Below are 15,586 nucleotides of genomic sequence, written 5' to 3'. Positions count from 1 at the left end.
GAGTTGCTGCGGATCCTGTACGGTTCGTACAAAACGTACGCGGTTTCCGGCAAAACGTACAAAGAGGCCCAAGGTGAGCAAGACCCGCCCCATGACCCCCGATGACATCGCCGCCCTTCCCTACCGCCGCAACGTCGGCGTGATGCTGGTCAATGCGCAGGGCCATGCCTTTGTCGGCCAGCGCATAGACCGCCAGCCGCATGAGCCGCCCGCCTGGCAGATGCCGCAGGGCGGCATCGACAAGGGTGAGGACCCGCGCGAGGCGGCGTTGCGCGAACTGGAAGAGGAAACCGGCGTGACCCGCGACCTGGTCACCGTCGAGGCGGAAACCGAGGGCTGGATCGCCTACGACCTGCCGCATGACATCGTGCCGAGGATCTGGAAGGGCCGCTACAAGGGGCAGGAGCAAAAATGGTTCCTGCTGCGCTTTCACGGCACCGATGACCAGGTGCGGCTGGACGCGGACGATCACCAGGAATTCTCGGAATGGCGTTGGCTGTCCGCCAATGAGGTCGTGGAACAGATCGTGCCGTTCAAGCGCCCGGTCTACGAACAGGTCGTCGACGCTTTCCGGGCGCACCTGTGATGCGGTGGCTGGCCCTCTCGCTGTCTCTGCTGGCGGCCTCCCCGGCGTTGGCCTTGTCCTGCCGCCCGGCGGACCCGGTGCGCGATTTCAAGGCCGCCGAGGAGTCGGGCGATCGCTGGGGCATTGCCGTCGGTCGGCTCGATTTCGACGAGGGGCGCCTGCCCAAGGTCGACTGGGGCCGGCAGGACCGGGTCCCGCCTCAAACCGATCTGCGCGCCCAGTTCATCGGCCATTCCCTGGACATGAACGGATTTGACACCGTGTTCCAGGCGAATGTCATCCTGCGGGTGCTCTGTTTCGGTCCCTGGTGCGCGCATCCGAAAAGCGGCGCCCGCTACCTGGCCTTCATCAAGCATGAAAACGGCAAGCGGGTGCTGCAGGCAGACCCCTGCGGCAGCTGGCTCTACCCGAACCCGCACCGGCGTGAGCTGGACCGGGTCCACAGCTGTTTCGCCGGTGGCCCCTGCGAGGAACGCGGGTTCTGAAGCAGGCACACTATCTCAGGCGCTTTAGCACCGCCAGCGAGGCATAACCGTCGGGCACCAGCCCCTGTGACTTCTGGTACTGGCGCACGGCCTCGACCGTCAGCGGGCCGATCTTGGCGTCGATGCCCTCGGTGTCGAACCCGGCGGCGGTCAGCCTTTGTTGCAGCTCTATGCGTTCCTTGAAGGTCAGAGCGCGGTCGCCCCGGGGCCATTTGCCCTGGATCGGTTTGCCGCCCGAAATTCGGTCGGCCAGGTGGCCGACGCCGATCACGTAGGCGTCGGCGGTGTTGTAGGTCTCGATCACCTCGAAATTGTCGAAGACAAGAAAGGCCGCGCCCAAATGGCCAGCGGGCAGCAGCACCGAGGCAGGCCCGAAATCCCCGACAGCTTTGCCATCCGTATCGAGCACACCCAGGTCTGCCCATTCCGAGGGCAGGCGCGTAACCTCGCGCTTGGCCTGCATATAGTCGAAACCCTTGGGCAGCTGGACCTCGACGCCCCAGGGCACGCCGGTCTTCCAGCCGTTGGATTTCAGGTAATTGGCGGTCGAGGCCAGCGCGTCGGCGGGATCGTCGCCCCAGATGTCGCGCTTGCCGTCGCCGTCGTGATCCACCGAAAGGCGCTGAAAGGACCCGGGCATGAACTGGGTGTGTCCCATCGCCCCGGCCCAGGAGCCGCGCAGGTTCTTTTGCGTCGTGTGCCCGTCCTGCAGGATCTTCAGCGCGTCGATCAGCTCACCCTCGAAGAACTCGGCGCGGCGGGCATCATAGGCCAGGCTGGCCATCGCCTCGATCACCGGGGTGCTGCCACGAAAGGTGCCATAGGCGGATTCCAGCCCCCAGATCGCCACGACGACCTCTTTCTGCACGCCGTAGTCCGCCTCGATCTTTTCCAGCAGCTTTCGGTGTTTTTTCAGGGCCGCCTTGCCGTTGCGGATGCGTGTCGCCGAGGCGGCGCTGTCGAGGTAGTCCCAGATCGTCTTGGTGAACTCGGACTGGTTGCGGTCGCGTTCCACCACCTTGCGGTCGAACTCTGTCCCCTTGAAGGCGGCGTCAAAGACCGCGGGTTCGATCCCCTGTTCCAGCGCGCGGGGGCGGAAATCGCGCACCCAGGCGCGAAACCCGGCCTGCGTGCCGGTGATCCGGGCGGAATGGGCGGCCAATGTTTCCAGCGCCGCTGGCCTCAGGACGGGGCGCAGCGAGCCGGACGGGGCCAGCAGGCTGGGGGGCAGCGTGGCGGCGCGGCTGACGACCTCAAGTTCATCCTCGGGCACGCCGTTGACGATCAGCGGGCGGTCCTCGACCTCGGGGGCCTCGCCACGACCCACGGGCCGGGGAGAGTCGGGAATGGCGCGGTCGGTCACGCGGGTCACAAGCTCTCCTCGGGCGACGGGGCGCAGCGACACGTCGACCGCCTCTGCCGCCACCAGCGGGGCCGACAGGGTCAGGGCGATCAGCCCGGTTGTTGCACGCCACATCATGGGTCGGGTCCTGCTGCTCTTTGGTTTTACAAGAGATTAGCGTGCCCGGGCCCGATTGCGAAGCCATCCGCGACACGGCATGCAATTTCCCGCCGTCTCCGCGGTGCGTTTTTCGAACATGATGGATTGCGGCAAGGCGATGATCCTCTTGCAGATGTCAGGTCAGGCCTGGCGGCCCGAATGGCACCCTGACCCGTGCAAGGCCCCGCTGGGCAGACTGCCGGCCTTGCGCACGCCCGACGGTATCGTCCCCGACAGCACCCTGATCCTGCGCTGGCTGATCCTGATGAGCGCCGACCTGGACGCTCTGACGGTACAGCTGGGCGAGAGGGACTGGCTGTTCGGCGATGGCCCTTCGGCGGCGGATGCATGCACGTTGCCGGTGCCGAGCATGATCGACCACCTGCCGGTACAGACACCGCTGCGCGCCAACCTGCGGGCGCGCGAGAGCCTTATGGGCTACGTCGCCCGGGGGCGAGAGCGGCTCTACGCCGGGTTGCCGCTGGCGCTCTAGTCCTTTGAGCGGCGTTTGCGTGTCACCTTGCGCTTTGTCTTGGCGTCCTTGGTCTTGGCCTTGGCCGCCTTGCGGCGCGGGTTCGGGCCGGGCTTGCCGCGCCCGCGCCCCTTGCCACGGGAAAAGCGCCCGCCCTGGCGGCTTTCGTATTCCTCGTCGTCCAGTTCCAGCAGTTCAAAGGCGATGCCGCCAGTGACGGGCGCCGCCTCGACCAGCTTGACCCGCGCGCGCATTCCCAGCCCGATGACCCGGCCGGTGTCGCCCCCCATCAGGGTGCCGGCGTCCCGGTCGAAATGGAAATACTCGTTGCCCAGCGTGCCGATGGGCACCAGCCCGTCGGCGCCGGTTTCGTCCAGTTTGACGAAGAGGCCGAACTTGGCAATGCCGGACACGCGACCGGTGAATTCCGCCCCCAGCCGGTCGGACAGGTAGGCCGCAAGGTAGCGGTCGGTGGTGTCGCGCTCAGCCATCATCGAGCGGCGTTCGGTGTCGGAAATCTGCTGGCCCGTGGCCTCCAGCTTTTCGATGTCCTGCTGGTTGAGCCCGTCATCGCCCCACTTGTGGGCGGTGATCAGGGCGCGGTGCACGATCAGGTCCGAATAGCGCCGGATGGGCGAGGTGAAATGCGCGTAGTTCTGCAGCGCCAGCCCAAAGTGCCCGAAGTTCTTGGGGCTGTAATAGGCCTGCGTCATCGACCGCAGCGTGGCGAGGTTGATCAGTTCGGCCTCGCCGGTCTTGGCGGCCTGGTGCAGCAACTGGTTGAGGTGGCGCGTTTTCAGCACCTGCCCCTTGGCCAGGGTCAGCCCGGCGGCCTCGGCCGTGTCGCGCAGGGACTCCAGCTTGTCCTGGGGCGGTTCCTCGTGGACGCGGAACAGCAGCGGCGTGTCCTTGGCAATCAGGGTTTCGGCGGCGGCCACATTGGCCAGCACCATGAATTCCTCGATCAGCTTGTGAGCGTCCAGCCGGTCGGCGAAATCGACCGAGGTCACCTTGCCGTCGTCATCCAACCGGATCTTGCGTTCCGGCAGGTCGAGGTCCAGCGGCTGGCGGCGTTCGCGAGCGGCGCGCAGGGCGGCATAGGCGGCGTAGAGCGGCTTCAGCACCGGGTCCAGCAGAGGGCCGCATTTGTCGTTGGCCTGACCGTCGATGGCGGCCTGCACCTCTTGGTAACTCAGCGAGGCGGGCGAGCGCATGAGGGCGCGGTAGAACTTTTGCCCCAGCTTGTTGCCGGTCGCGTCGATGCGGATACGCGCGGCGATACAGGCGCGCGGCACGCCCTCGTGCAGCGAGCAGAGATCGCCGGACAGCCGGTCGGGCAGCATAGGAACCACACGGTCGGGAAAATACGAGGAGTTGCCGCGCATCTTGGCCTCGCGGTCCAGCGCGGACCCGGGCGTGACGTAATGGGCCACGTCGGCGATGGCGACCCAGAGGACATGTCCGCCCTCGTTCTGCGGGTCCTCGTCCGGTTCGGCAAAGACCGCGTCGTCATGGTCGCGCGCATCGGAAGGGTCGATGGTGATCAGCGGCAGGTCGCGCAGGTCGGTCCGGCCCTTGAGGCCGACGGGCTTCATGCTGTCGGCCTCGGCGAGGACATTCTCGGGGAAATCGTCGGGAATGCCGTGCTGGTGGATCGCGATCAGGGACACGGCGCGGGGCGCGGTGGGATCGCCCAGCCGCAGCACGATGCGGGCCTTGGGCAGGCCCATGCGGCCCTTGGGCCCGGCCTGTTCCGCCTCGACCAGCTCTCCGTCCTGGGCACCGCCCGAGGCGTCGGGCGCCACCGTCCACTCCTTGTCCGAGCCTTTGTCGATGGGCAGGATGCGCCCGCCCTCGGCGCCTTTGCGGAAGATGCCCACCACCTTGCGGGGCGAGGTGCCGATGCGGCGGATCAGGCGGGCCTCGTAGTTGTGATCTGCATGGTGCACCACCTGCAGCCGGGCCAGGATGCGGTCACCTTCGCCAAGGGCCGGGTCATTGGCGCGGGCGATGATGAGGACCGTGGGTTCCACACCTTCGCCATGCCATTCCAGGGGCCGGGCAAAGAGATCACCGTTCTCGTCCGGGGCCTTGACCTGCAGCACGCTGACGGGGGGCAGGCGGTCGGGATCGCGGTAGGTCTTGTGGCGTTTTTCAAGGTGCCCCTCGTCCTCCAGCTCGCGCAGGATGCGCTTGAGGTCGATCCGGTCAGCCCCCTTGATGCCAAAGGCCTTGGCGATGTCGCGTTTCGAGGTGAGGGTCGGATTGGCGGAGATCCAGTCGAGGACATCCGCCTTGGTGGGCAGCTTGCTCATGGGAATGGCGTAGCATGGCCGCAAGGCGGCGTCATGTCGATTTAATGCGCGGCCCGGATGCCGTGGCCTGCGCCTTCATCCCGAGGATCCAGAGGCCGGCGGGTCTTGCGAGCTTATTCCGTTCTGAACCGAGGCCCAGTCGCGCGTGATCCGGGCCAGAATGAGAGCAAGGCTTGGCGAGCAGAAGATCAGCAGGCGCCCGATGTTGTTCCCCACCTCGGCGGCGAGCCCGGCAACCAGCACCAGGGCAAAGGTTACGCCGAAGTCGATGACGGAGGTGCCGCCGGTGCGTGGCGCCCTCCCGGTCGCAAGCCGGAACATGATCCACGCCAGGGCGACGATAAAGGCGAAGTTCTGCGTCAGGACAACCTGGAAGATGAAGGCCCTGTCCGGCGGCGACAGGCCCGACAAGGCCTCGATCAGCGCGGTTGGTGACACCCGGCTGGTCTGCGCTCCGCCCGAGAGGATCAGGCGCAGGGCGACGTTCGTGGCGAGGCTGATAGTGGCGCAGACCAGAACTCCCAGCCTGGCTTGTCTGGCGCTCTGCGCGCCGGGGCGCAGCAGATCTACGGCGACGAGGCCCAGAAGGATCAGCGGGATAAGCTCGCGTTGAAAGGCCGCCACCAGAACGACAAGGGAAGTGGTTCGGAAGTGTCCGGCGCGGTAGCCCAGGTAGGCGACGGTGAACATCAGCAGCGACAGCCCCTCGGTCAGGCCAGAGAAGGCGAAAAAGACCAGGCTGAAATTGAACCCCATCACGACGGGCAGGCCCCAGGACACCAGATCGGCCTTGCCGGCCCGGCGTTCCATGAACCGCCCCAGGAGAGCCGCCGACAGGACCACCGACAGGGAATTGACCACGAGGGCCGAGAAAAAGATACTGCGGTCGTACCCCGCCCTGTCGAAGGCGATTTCTGTCTCGTAGTCGGCGCCCAACTGGTAGAGCGCATTGACGATCAGCGCCTGGACCTGGCGCAGGACCCAGGGTTCCTGGGTGGCCCGCAAGTCCAAGGGGTGCAGGTACATCTCGTAGTATCTGAAATAGTCGTTGCCGCCGAAATCGGGGACGTGGAACTTGTAGGCGAGATAGAACAGCGGGAAGAAGGCGAAGAGATAAACCAGGCTGCGTGATCCGAGCGAAATCAAGCCTCTTGTCATGTCTGGCCCTTTGCAATGTCTTGCCGGACAAGGCGTTTGTCGCTGGCGATACCCGGGACGGTTTTGCCGTCACGCCCTACGCACTAGGGCATCTAGGCCGATGATCCTGCCTTTCGCAACCAGTTCGGGCCGGGCTTCAGGGGCGCATTGCGGTCAGATCGGCCAGCGTGTCCACGTCGGACAGCTTGTCGATGCGGGCGATGCGGCAACCCGCCACGGAATATTCCGTATCGGCAAGGGCGTGTTCGCTGGACCAGCGGACGCCTTCGAAGAGCCGTTGCGGCACCTGACGGGCGTTGCGCACGCCGACCAGCCAATACCCGCCATCCTCTGCAGGGCCAAAGACCACCTCCGCCCCGCCCAGGGCGCGGAAGGCCCGCCAGATCGCGGCGCGCGTGATGCCGGGAATATCGGCGCCGATCACGCAGACCGGGCCGGGGGGCGCGGCGCGCATGGCCCGGGCCATGCGGTCGCCGATATCGCCACTGCCCTGTGGCAGGCGGGCGAGGTCCTCGGGCCAGCAACGCGAGGCCATGCCGTCGCTGTCAGGCGAGACCGCCAGCATGATCCGCCAGCGCGGATCGCGCAGGCGCCGCAACAGGCGGGCGCATTGGTGCCGGAACCACCAGGCGGCGGCCACACTGCCGATCTCGCGCGCCAGCCGGGTCTTGACCCGCCCGGGGCGCGGTTCCTTGACCATGACGATCAGGGTGCGTTGCATGGCGGCGGTCAGGCGAAGTAGTCGCGCAGCATCCGGGTGTAGATCGCCTTGAGCTGGTGCACATGGGCGATTTCGACCCGTTCGTCGACCGCGTGCATGGTCTTACCCACCAGCCCGAATTCCACCACCGGGCAGTGATCCTTGACGAAACGCGCGTCCGAGGTGCCGCCGGTGGTGGACATCTCTGGCGTGATATTGGTCTCGACCGCCACGGCACGCGAGACGAGGTCCGACAGCGGTCCTGGTGGGGTGAGAAAGCTCTCACCCGAGATCTTGATGTCGACCTCGGTGGAGGTGCCGAATTCGGCATCCACCTTGGCGGCCTCGTGCCTTAGCCAATCCGACAGCGTGGCGCCGGTGTGGGTGTCGTTGAAGCGGATGTTGACCGTGCCCCGGGTCTGCGCCGGGATCACGTTGGTGGCCGGGTTGCCGGTGTCGACGGTGACGACGGCCAGCGTCGAGGGATCGAAATGCTCTGTCCCCCGGTCCAGTTCATGCGAGGCCAGCCGATCTATCAGCCGCGCCATCGCGTGCATCGGGTTCACTGCGCGATGCGGATAGGCGGAATGGCCCTGCTTGCCGGTGACGGTGAACCAGGCGCTCATCGAGCCGCGCCGCCCGATCTTCATCATCTGGCCCATGTGGTCGGGGCAGGTGGGTTCGCCGACGATGCAGACGCTCATCTTTTCGTTGTTGTCGGACATCCAGTCGAGCAGGGCGGTGGTTCCGTCCACGGCATCGCCCTCTTCATCGCCGGTGATGGCCAGGATCAGGGCGCCGTCCGGCGGGGTGTCGGTGACATAGTCGATGGCGGCGGCGGCAAAGGCGGCGACGCCGGATTTCATGTCCGTGGCGCCCCGGCCAAAGAGGAACCCGTCCTCGATCTCGGCGCCGAAAGGGGCGTGGGTCCAGTCGTCGGGGTTGCCGATGGGCACCACGTCGGTATGCCCGTTAAAGCCGAAACTGCGGGCGTGGCTCTTGTCGCCCCAGCGGGCAAAGAGATTGGATACGCCGCCGCGATCGACACGGGTGCAGGCAAAGCCCGCGCCTTCCAGCAGGTCCTGCAACAGGACAAGGGCGCCGCCCTCTTCCGGCGTGACAGAGGGGCATTGCACGAGGCGGGCGGTGAGATCGACCGGATCGGTGGTCATCGGCGGCTCCTTGGTGTGACGTGGCACAGGGCTACCCCGCCCTGCGGCGCTTGGCAAATGGCGCGGGAGGGGTGGGCGTGCTAGGGCATGATCCATGCGGGGAAAAGAGAGGCAGCATGGGCTGGATTGCTGTGGCGGATAAAGGTGGGCGCTGGCTGCGGCCCAACTGGGCAGACAGCGCGCCCGGGCGCCTGGTGCCGCGCGGGACACTGATGGTCGAGATCCCGGTCACGGGCGCGACCCGGCCCGAGCGGCTGCTGACGCTGGAGCGCGAGACGCCCTGGCCGGGGAGCCTGTCGCTGACGGCCCTGCCGGGCGAGGGACTGGCGCTGGTGGTGACGCAGGGGGCGCGGGTTGTGCAGGCGGTGCTGCCAGTGGACCTGGACCGCCGCGAAGGCAGCCTGCGGATCACCTATGCTTGGGACAGCCCGGCGCGGCGCGGGCGGTTTGCGGCGGAGCGCACGGACGGAACGCTGCTGGCGCTGCGCGAGGTTGCGGCGCCGCCGCCGTTGCTGGCGGCAGATGCGCAGGCCCTGAATGGTCAAGGGCTGCCGCTCTGCGCGTTCAGCGAGGCGGTCGAACCGCTGGGGCCGATGCCGACGCTGGATGCGGCGACACTGGTCGAGACGCCGCAGGGCGCGCGGCCCGTATCGGACCTGCGTTGTGGAGACACGGTGCTGACGCGGGGCGGGGCGGTGGTGCCGGTGCTGGCGCATCTGGCGCGCAACGTTCCGGCGCGGGGCTCGTTCCGCCCGGTGCGCCTGCGGGCGCCTTGTTTCGGGCTGCGCGCGGATCTGGTTGTGGCGCCGGGCCAGAGCCTGGTCGTTTCTGGCGCGGATGTTGCCTATCTCTTTGGCTGCGAAGCGGTGCTTGTGCCCGCCTCGGCGCTGGTGAACGGGCGTGCGGCTGTCTTCGAGGACATGGGGCCGCTGGTCACATGGCACCAGCTGCTGTTGCCGGGAGCCGAGGCGCTGGTCTCCGAGGGCGGGGGGATCGAGAGCCTCTACATCGGGAGGCTGCGGCGGCACCGCGCGGTTCTAAGCGAAACCCTGCTGGCGGAGGTGCCGCCGGGGCTGATGCCGGAACATGGCGGCAGAGCGCTGAAAGTGCTGGCGCCTTTCGAGGCGATCACACTGGCCGAGGCACGCGCGGCCTGAACCGAGGGTGTTCAAGGCCCTTCGAAGGGCCTTGTGAACGCGCCGTGCGGCGCGTTTCAAGCGGCTTCAAAGCCGCTTGCCCTAGTCGAAGAAGGGCGAGACCTGCGCCACGATCACCGCGTTTTCCGCCAGCGCGCGATCCATCAGTGCCGCTTCGTCGTCGTCGATCTCGTGGCCCTGCGCCTCGCGTTCCTCGCGGGTGCCGTAGCCGGTGACGTCCAGCGGCGCCATGTCCGCTTGTTTCAGGATGGCGACGGTCTCACGCACGGCCTCGGCCTCGTCCACGCCGGAGGCATAGCACATGAGCGCCGCGCCTGTGGCCTTGCCGGGCAGCCCGTCGCCGGACTTGCGGCCGACCTCGACCAGCAGGGTGTAGACCAGTTGCGGTTTCTTGCCCGCCATTTCCGCGCTCCTTCGTGCCGTCACGCGCCGTGGGATGTGCCTTTGCGGGCGGGCTGTCAAGGTGAGGCGTGTGGCATTCCGGCCACGGCGGCCCGGGGCGTCAGGAAAACCTCACTTGGCCCGAATCGCGGGGCGGCGGTATCAGGGCGCATCCGAAACACCTCGACGGAAAGGAGGGCGCCTGTGACAATCGACATGCCAGACGCCCTCACGGGCCAGATCCTTTAAGACCCGAATGCCCCTGCGCGGGGCTGATTTTCCAAGAGCGGCGTGTATTGCGCCGATGATCCAATGGACAATTTCCTGACAGAGATGCTCACCCGGGCGGTGGGCAGCGATTTCTTTGCCGGTGGCCTGGCGCTGGGCGCCTTCGGGGCCGCGATCGGCATCCTGCGCATGGTCTATGGCATGGCCCGCGCGCAGGCGCGGCGCCGCTGGGCGGTGTCGCTGACCGTCGACAACCGGTCCGAGGCCTACCGGCATCTCTATGTCTGGCTGGACCGCAAGGGCGTGCTGCGGCGCATCCGGCAGGTGCAGGCGACAGGTGTCCGCGCGGGCCGGGCCGAGATATTTGCCCCTGCGGAAGGGCGCCACTGGTTCCTGCATGGCGGGCGGCTGTGTTCGTTCGAGCGGTCCCTGCGTGAAAAGACCCGTGTCGGTGGCGATGGCGGCCCGATGGAGGTCCTGACCGTGACCATGCTGTTCGGGCGCTCCGAGGTGCTGCGCGGCTGGGTCGATGAAGGGGCCGCGATGTGCGCTGCCGAGGAAGAGCGCGCGCCGATCCTGCATGTTCTGCGTGGCGACTGGTGGGACCATGTCTGCGAGATGCCGCGCCGGGCGCTGGAGACGATCCTGGCCGAGGACGACCGGATCGAGCGGCTGCGCGACGACATGGCCTGGTTCTATGAAAACGAGGACTGGTACCGGACGCGTGGCGTGCCCTGGCGGCGGGGTTACCTGCTGTACGGTCCGCCGGGCACGGGCAAGTCCAGCGTGATTCGGGCGCTGGCCAGTGACCTGGGCAAGGACCTTGCCAGCGTGAGCCTGGCCAGCGCGGGATTGACCGACGAGGACCTGCGCAGCGGGTTGGCCTCGGCCCCCAAGGGCGCTTTTCTGGTGCTGGAGGACATCGACGCCAGCTTTGCCGGACGCGGGCAGGGCGAGGCGCGTTCGGGCATCAGCTTTTCCGGGCTTCTGAACGCCATCGACGGGGTGGCGGCACAGGAAGGGCGGGTGCTGGTCATGACCACCAACCACCCCGAGCGGCTGGACCCGGCGCTGATCCGGCCGGGGCGGGCGGATGTGCACCTTGAACTGGGGCCGGTTCCGGCCTCGGTGGCGGCTGACCTGTTCCGTCGGTTCTTTCCCGGCGAAGAGGCACTAGCAGAGCGGTTTGCCGATGCGCTGGGCACGCGCCGGGTGACGCCGGCGGCCTTGCAGGGCTGGCTGTTGAGCCACGCACAGGACCCGGTCGCGGCCTCTTCGGCGAAAGGGCTGCTGGCGGCGCCGGGGGCGGAGCGGCTGGCGGCGGAGTGAGGGCAGGGGCGCGGGATGCGCCCTTGCCTGGAACAGATTGGATACTCCCTTTGGGGCAACAGGGATGAACCGTGCATAGGCGACGCGCGGCGGCCTTTGGCCTTGATTGCGCGTAGGCGACAGGCTCCGATGTATTTTCCTGTGACCCTTTCGGCCAAGCCAAAGCCTCAACCGCTGACCACCGCCAGCGCCACCGCCCCGCCATAGATCAGGATCAGCAGAAGGCTCTCCAACCCGATCCGTGCCGGGCCGTGACGTTGCCGCAGGATCAACCCGGCCAGCAGGACGGCGGTCATCATCTGCCCCGTCACCAGCCAGTAGAGATCCTGCGTCCCCACCGCGTGATAAAGCGATCCCTCTCGGTAGGCCGTATCGGCAAAGACCAGGAACAGGGTGTCGAAGGTGTTGCCCCCGATGATCCCGCCAACGGCCAGTTGCAGCGCCCCGCGCCGGGTGGCGGCCAGCGTCGTGACCAGTTCCGGCATCGAGGTGACAACGGCGGTGACCAGCGCCCCCACCAACGTGGACCCAAGCCCGAAGCGCGAGATCAGCGTCCCGCCGACCTGGCTGATGACCCAGCCACAGAGCCCCATGACCGCGACAAGCAGCGCAAAACCCAGGGCCGGTCTCAGGGCCGATCGGTGCGGTTCGCTGGTGTCCTCAGGCGTGTCGGTGCGGGTTTCGGGGGTCTGGACCGGCTGCCACATGGGCTTTTGGCGCAGGCGCGTCGTCAGGTGCAGCCCGCCGAGGTAGACCATGACCAGCAGGGGCGAGGCCGGGTGGATGCCCCAAAAGCTGATATCCGGTCCGGCGATGGCGGCCAGCGGCAGGCAGAGCAGCAGGATCAGCAGCACCGACTGGAACAGGTTGGCCGGTTCGGCGGCGGCATGTTCGAGGTTGGCCTTGCGATAGGTTGCGTCGGCCAGCGCAAGGAACAGTGTCTGCGCCGCGATTCCGCCGACGGCATTGGAAAAGGCGAATGAGGCATCGCCCGAGGCGGCCGCGTTGATCGAGACGATGGTGCCCGCCAGAGAGGTGGCCGCGCCAAGCAGGACCGCGCCCACCAGCGCCTCGCCCATGCGGGTACGGTCGGCCAGGATGTCGGCCAGGTCCGTTGCGCGGATGGCGGTGATCACGAGGACCGCCGCCGCCCCGGCAAAGACCGCCAGCAGCGGCAGGAGAGAGAGGCTGGCGATCATGCCGGGCGGGGGACTGGCGTAGAGGTCATGCGTCTGGAACCCGCCCGGCTGTTCGAAGTTCCGCGATCAGTCGCGGAGCAGTTCGTTGATGCCTGTCTTGGAGCGTGTCCGCTCGTCGACGCGCTTCACGATCACGGCGCAGTAGAGGTTGAGGTTGTTCTTGGTCGGCATCGAGCCGGCGACCACCACCGAATAGGGCGGCACCTCACCCATGAAGACCTCGCCCGTTTCGCGGTCGACGATCTTGGTGGACTGGCCGATGAAGACGCCCATGCCCAGGACCGATCCTTCGCGGACGATGCAGCCTTCGACCACCTCGGAGCGCGCGCCGATAAAGCAGTTGTCCTCGATGATGGTGGGGCCGGCCTGCATCGGTTCCAGCACGCCACCGATACCGACGCCGCCCGACAGGTGCACGTTCTTGCCGATCTGCGCGCAAGAGCCGACGGTGGCCCAGGTGTCGACCATCGTGCCCTCATCGACATAGGCGCCGAGGTTCACGAAAGAGGGCATCAGCACCACGCCGGGCGCGATGAAGGCGGACTTGCGGACAATGGCATTGGGGACCGCGCGGAAGCCGCCGGCTTTCCATTCGTTGTCGCCCCAGCCCTTGAACTTGCTGTCGACCTTGTCCCACCAGTGACCGCCCTGCGGACCGCCGTCCTGCTGTTCCATGTCCTTGAGGCGGAAGCCCAGCAGCACGGCCTTCTTGGCCCATTGGTTGACGTGCCAGTCGCCATTGTCCTGGCGTTCGGCGACGCGCAGGCGGCCCGAGTCGAGCGCGTTCAGCGTGTCCTCGATCGCCTCGCGGGTTTCGCCGCCGGTCGAGGGCGTGATCTCGGCCCGGTTTTCCCAGGCTGCCTCGATGGCCGTTTCAAGTTGTGCGTTGGACATGCGGTCCTCTCCCCACGTAATATTGTTCCGAAGCCCTATAGCGGCCTTGCCCGGGTGGGACAATCCTAACTGCTGCCGCAAGGGCAGGGCGGTGCGATGCCTGGTCAGCCCAGCGGGTCGGGCGCGATGTTGCCGCCGCAGAGCAGCACCGCCACCCGTTCGCCCGGTTCCGGCACATAGGCACCGCAACGCAGGGCGGCGAGTGCCGTGGCGCCGGCCGGTTCCACCAGCAGGCGGTGCGCCTGCCAGAGCGCGGCTTGGGAGTCGAGAATGGCGGCATCGGGGACGGTGACGACGGGTGTGTCGAACTGTTGGACGAGGTCGAAACAGATTTCGCCGATACGCCGCGCGCCCAGCGCGTTGGCCGCGACACCGGACACCGCCACGTCCACGGGGTGGCCCGCTTTCCGCGCGGCCTCCAGCGCATTGCAGGGCACGGGTTCCACCGCAACGATCTTGCGGGCGCCCTGTGCCCAGGCCAGTGCGCCCGCAATCAGCCCGCCACCGCCGACGGCGATCAGAACCGTGTCGGCCTCCAGCCCCTGCGCCTCCCACTCTCGCAATAGCGTGCCCTGGCCCGCAACGGTCAGCGGCGCGTCGTAGGCGTGGATCTGCATGGCGCCCTGTTCCGCCTCATAGCGGCGCGCCATGTCCAGCGCGTCGGCGTATTCGCCGGGCACCACGGTCAGCTCGGCGCCGGTGCGCTCGATCAGGGCGATCTTGGCCGGACCGGCGATTTCGGGGACGAAGATGCGCGCCCGATGGCCCAGCCTATGCGCCGCAAAGGCCACCGCCGCGCCGTGGTTGCCGCCCGAGGCCGCAACGACCCCGCCCGACGGCACATCCGAGGCGCGCAGGGTGTTGAACGCACCGCGCGCCTTGAAACTGCCGGTGTGCTGGCACTGTTCCAGTTTCAGGCCAATGTCGCGATCCCACAGGGCGTCGCTGTGCATGACCGGGGTCCGGACCGCGTAGCCCGCGATCCTGCCGGCGGCGTTTTCGATTTCCGATGTCCAGTCCATGTGCGGTCTCCTGCGGCAGTGCGCGTCGCCGGGCCACCCGGGCACGCGGCAACTGGCGCTTCGGTCGCGCAGGCTATAGTCCTGAGAAGAGGCGAACAAGGAGCCGCGACATGAAAGAAGACCGCCGCAGCCCGCTGCGCGACGCCAACCTCGACCGGAGCGCGGCCGAGCACGTCCCGCAGACCCCGCAGACGCAATCGCCCAGCTACCGGCTGGCCTTTGCGGACGTGGATTTCATGGGCCAGGAGGAATTGCGCCCCGTGCGTCTGCAACTGGAACTGCTGAAGTTCGAGATGCTGATGGATCAGTACCAGATCGACTCGACCGTGGTGCTGTTCGGCGGTGCGCGCATCCCGGCGCCCGCGGACAAGGACAAGGCGCGCACGCAGACATTGGCGGACCTGTCCCGCTTTTACGACGAGGCGCGCGAGTTTTCGCGGCTGATGACGCGCAAGTCCAAGGCCAGCGGCAACCGCGAATACGTCGTCTGCACCGGCGGCGGGCCCGGCGTGATGGAGGCGGGCAACCTGGGCGCCCATGAAGAGGGCGGCGTTTCCGTCGGGCTTAACATCGTGCTGCCGCACGAGCAGGCGCCGAACCCCTATGTCACGCCAGAGCTGGCCTTCAATTTTCACTATTTCGCCATCCGCAAGATGCACTTCCTGATGCGGGCCAAGGCGATCTGCGTCTTTCCCGGCGGCTTTGGCACGCTGGACGAGCTGTTCGAGACCCTGACCCTGATCCAGACGGGACGGATGCAACGAGTGCCGATGCTGCTCTTCGGGCGCGAGTTCTGGGAACGGATCATCAACTGGGACGCGCTGGCCGATGCCGGCACGATCAGTCGCGAGGACCTGGACCTGTTCCGCTACGTCGAGAGTGCCGCCGAAGCGATGGAGATCGTCGAGACCTGGGGGCCGTTGGACGCGCGGACGGGCATTCCGGACCGCTGAAGTGAACGGGACGGGGCGGACCTGACAGCCCCTC

The 15,586-nt window shown here is 67.3% G+C and carries 15 protein-coding genes; 6 read left to right on the top strand and 9 right to left on the bottom strand.

Features of this window, described 5'->3' with window-relative positions; all coding sequences use genetic code 11:
• The first annotated feature begins 91 nt into the window (after positions 1-91).
• Complete coding sequence (locus tag KZZ07_RS00605; protein WP_219512225.1) at positions 92-586, top strand: RNA pyrophosphohydrolase; 495 nt, start codon at positions 92-94, stop codon at positions 584-586.
• Positions 586-1,071 carry a hypothetical protein gene (locus KZZ07_RS00600; protein ID WP_219510320.1) on the top strand — a complete coding sequence of 162 codons (486 nt, stop codon included), beginning with the start codon at positions 586-588 and terminating at the stop codon, positions 1,069-1,071. Before KZZ07_RS00605 ends, KZZ07_RS00600 begins: the two co-directional genes overlap by 1 nt.
• A 10-nt stretch (positions 1,072-1,081) precedes the next feature.
• Here KZZ07_RS00600 and KZZ07_RS00595 read toward each other — a convergent pair whose 3' ends face one another.
• Positions 1,082-2,551: a lytic murein transglycosylase gene (locus KZZ07_RS00595; protein WP_255564084.1), complete on the bottom strand. Its 1,470-nt coding sequence runs from the start codon at positions 2,549-2,551 to the stop codon at positions 1,082-1,084.
• 79 nt (positions 2,552-2,630) lie between these two features.
• Between KZZ07_RS00595 and KZZ07_RS00590 the strand changes: the two genes are divergently transcribed.
• Positions 2,631-3,065: a glutathione S-transferase family protein gene (locus KZZ07_RS00590; protein WP_219510318.1), complete on the top strand. Its 435-nt coding sequence runs from the start codon at positions 2,631-2,633 to the stop codon at positions 3,063-3,065.
• On the opposite strand, the gene rnr is transcribed toward KZZ07_RS00590, so the two are convergent.
• The 4 genes from rnr to dapE form a co-directional block, all read right to left on the bottom strand.
• Positions 3,062-5,359, bottom strand: coding sequence for a ribonuclease R (gene rnr, locus KZZ07_RS00585; protein WP_219510316.1), 2,298 nt, complete (start codon positions 5,357-5,359; stop codon positions 3,062-3,064). The genes KZZ07_RS00590 and rnr overlap by 4 nt on opposite strands.
• 75 nt (positions 5,360-5,434) lie before the next feature.
• Complete coding sequence (locus tag KZZ07_RS00580; RefSeq protein ID WP_219510301.1) at positions 5,435-6,517, bottom strand: hypothetical protein; 1,083 nt, start codon at positions 6,515-6,517, stop codon at positions 5,435-5,437.
• A 136-nt stretch (positions 6,518-6,653) separates the two neighbouring features.
• Entirely contained in the window at positions 6,654-7,238 is a 585-nt protein-coding gene (locus KZZ07_RS00575; protein WP_219510299.1) for a TIGR04282 family arsenosugar biosynthesis glycosyltransferase, read from the bottom strand.
• 8 nt (positions 7,239-7,246) lie between these two features.
• Complete coding sequence (dapE, locus tag KZZ07_RS00570; protein WP_219510291.1) at positions 7,247-8,389, bottom strand: succinyl-diaminopimelate desuccinylase; 1,143 nt, start codon at positions 8,387-8,389, stop codon at positions 7,247-7,249.
• A 116-nt stretch (positions 8,390-8,505) separates the two neighbouring features.
• Here dapE and KZZ07_RS00565 point away from each other — a divergent pair, with 116 nt between their 5' ends.
• Positions 8,506-9,546: a Hint domain-containing protein gene (locus KZZ07_RS00565; RefSeq protein WP_219510260.1), complete on the top strand. Its 1,041-nt coding sequence runs from the start codon at positions 8,506-8,508 to the stop codon at positions 9,544-9,546.
• 81 nt (positions 9,547-9,627) lie between these two features.
• On the opposite strand, the gene KZZ07_RS00560 is transcribed toward KZZ07_RS00565, so the two are convergent.
• The gene (locus KZZ07_RS00560) at positions 9,628-9,948 is read right to left on the bottom strand and encodes a DUF8846 family protein (protein ID WP_219510258.1); all 321 of its coding nucleotides are present in this window, start codon (positions 9,946-9,948) and stop codon (positions 9,628-9,630) included.
• Positions 9,949-10,239: 291 nt separating this feature from the next.
• Between KZZ07_RS00560 and KZZ07_RS00555 the strand changes: the two genes are divergently transcribed.
• On the top strand, positions 10,240-11,484 hold the full coding sequence (locus tag KZZ07_RS00555; RefSeq protein WP_219510256.1) for an AAA family ATPase: 1,245 nt from the start codon (positions 10,240-10,242) through the stop codon (positions 11,482-11,484).
• 167 nt (positions 11,485-11,651) lie between these two features.
• On the opposite strand, the gene KZZ07_RS00550 is transcribed toward KZZ07_RS00555, so the two are convergent.
• The 3 genes from KZZ07_RS00550 to KZZ07_RS00540 all read right to left on the bottom strand — a co-directional run bounded on the left by KZZ07_RS00550 (position 11,652) and on the right by KZZ07_RS00540 (position 14,599).
• Entirely contained in the window at positions 11,652-12,683 is a 1,032-nt protein-coding gene (locus KZZ07_RS00550; RefSeq protein ID WP_219510247.1) for a sodium:calcium antiporter, read from the bottom strand.
• A 66-nt stretch (positions 12,684-12,749) separates the two neighbouring features.
• Complete coding sequence (gene dapD, locus KZZ07_RS00545) at positions 12,750-13,577, bottom strand: 2,3,4,5-tetrahydropyridine-2,6-dicarboxylate N-succinyltransferase (RefSeq protein WP_219510231.1); 828 nt, start codon at positions 13,575-13,577, stop codon at positions 12,750-12,752.
• A 104-nt stretch (positions 13,578-13,681) separates the two neighbouring features.
• Positions 13,682-14,599 carry a threonine/serine dehydratase gene (locus tag KZZ07_RS00540; RefSeq protein ID WP_219510206.1) on the bottom strand — a complete coding sequence of 306 codons (918 nt, stop codon included), beginning with the start codon at positions 14,597-14,599 and terminating at the stop codon, positions 13,682-13,684.
• Between the two features lie 110 nt (positions 14,600-14,709).
• Here KZZ07_RS00540 and KZZ07_RS00535 point away from each other — a divergent pair, with 110 nt between their 5' ends.
• Positions 14,710-15,552, top strand: coding sequence for an LOG family protein (locus KZZ07_RS00535; RefSeq protein ID WP_219510197.1), 843 nt, complete (start codon positions 14,710-14,712; stop codon positions 15,550-15,552).
• Positions 15,553-15,586 lie beyond the last annotated feature (34 nt).

The sequence above is a fragment of the Mameliella sp. CS4 genome, from assembly GCF_019392335.1.
Lineage (GTDB): Bacteria > Pseudomonadota > Alphaproteobacteria > Rhodobacterales > Rhodobacteraceae > Antarctobacter.
The sequence above is the reverse complement of the archived record's forward strand: the minus strand, read 5'-3'. Positions and strand labels throughout refer to the sequence as shown.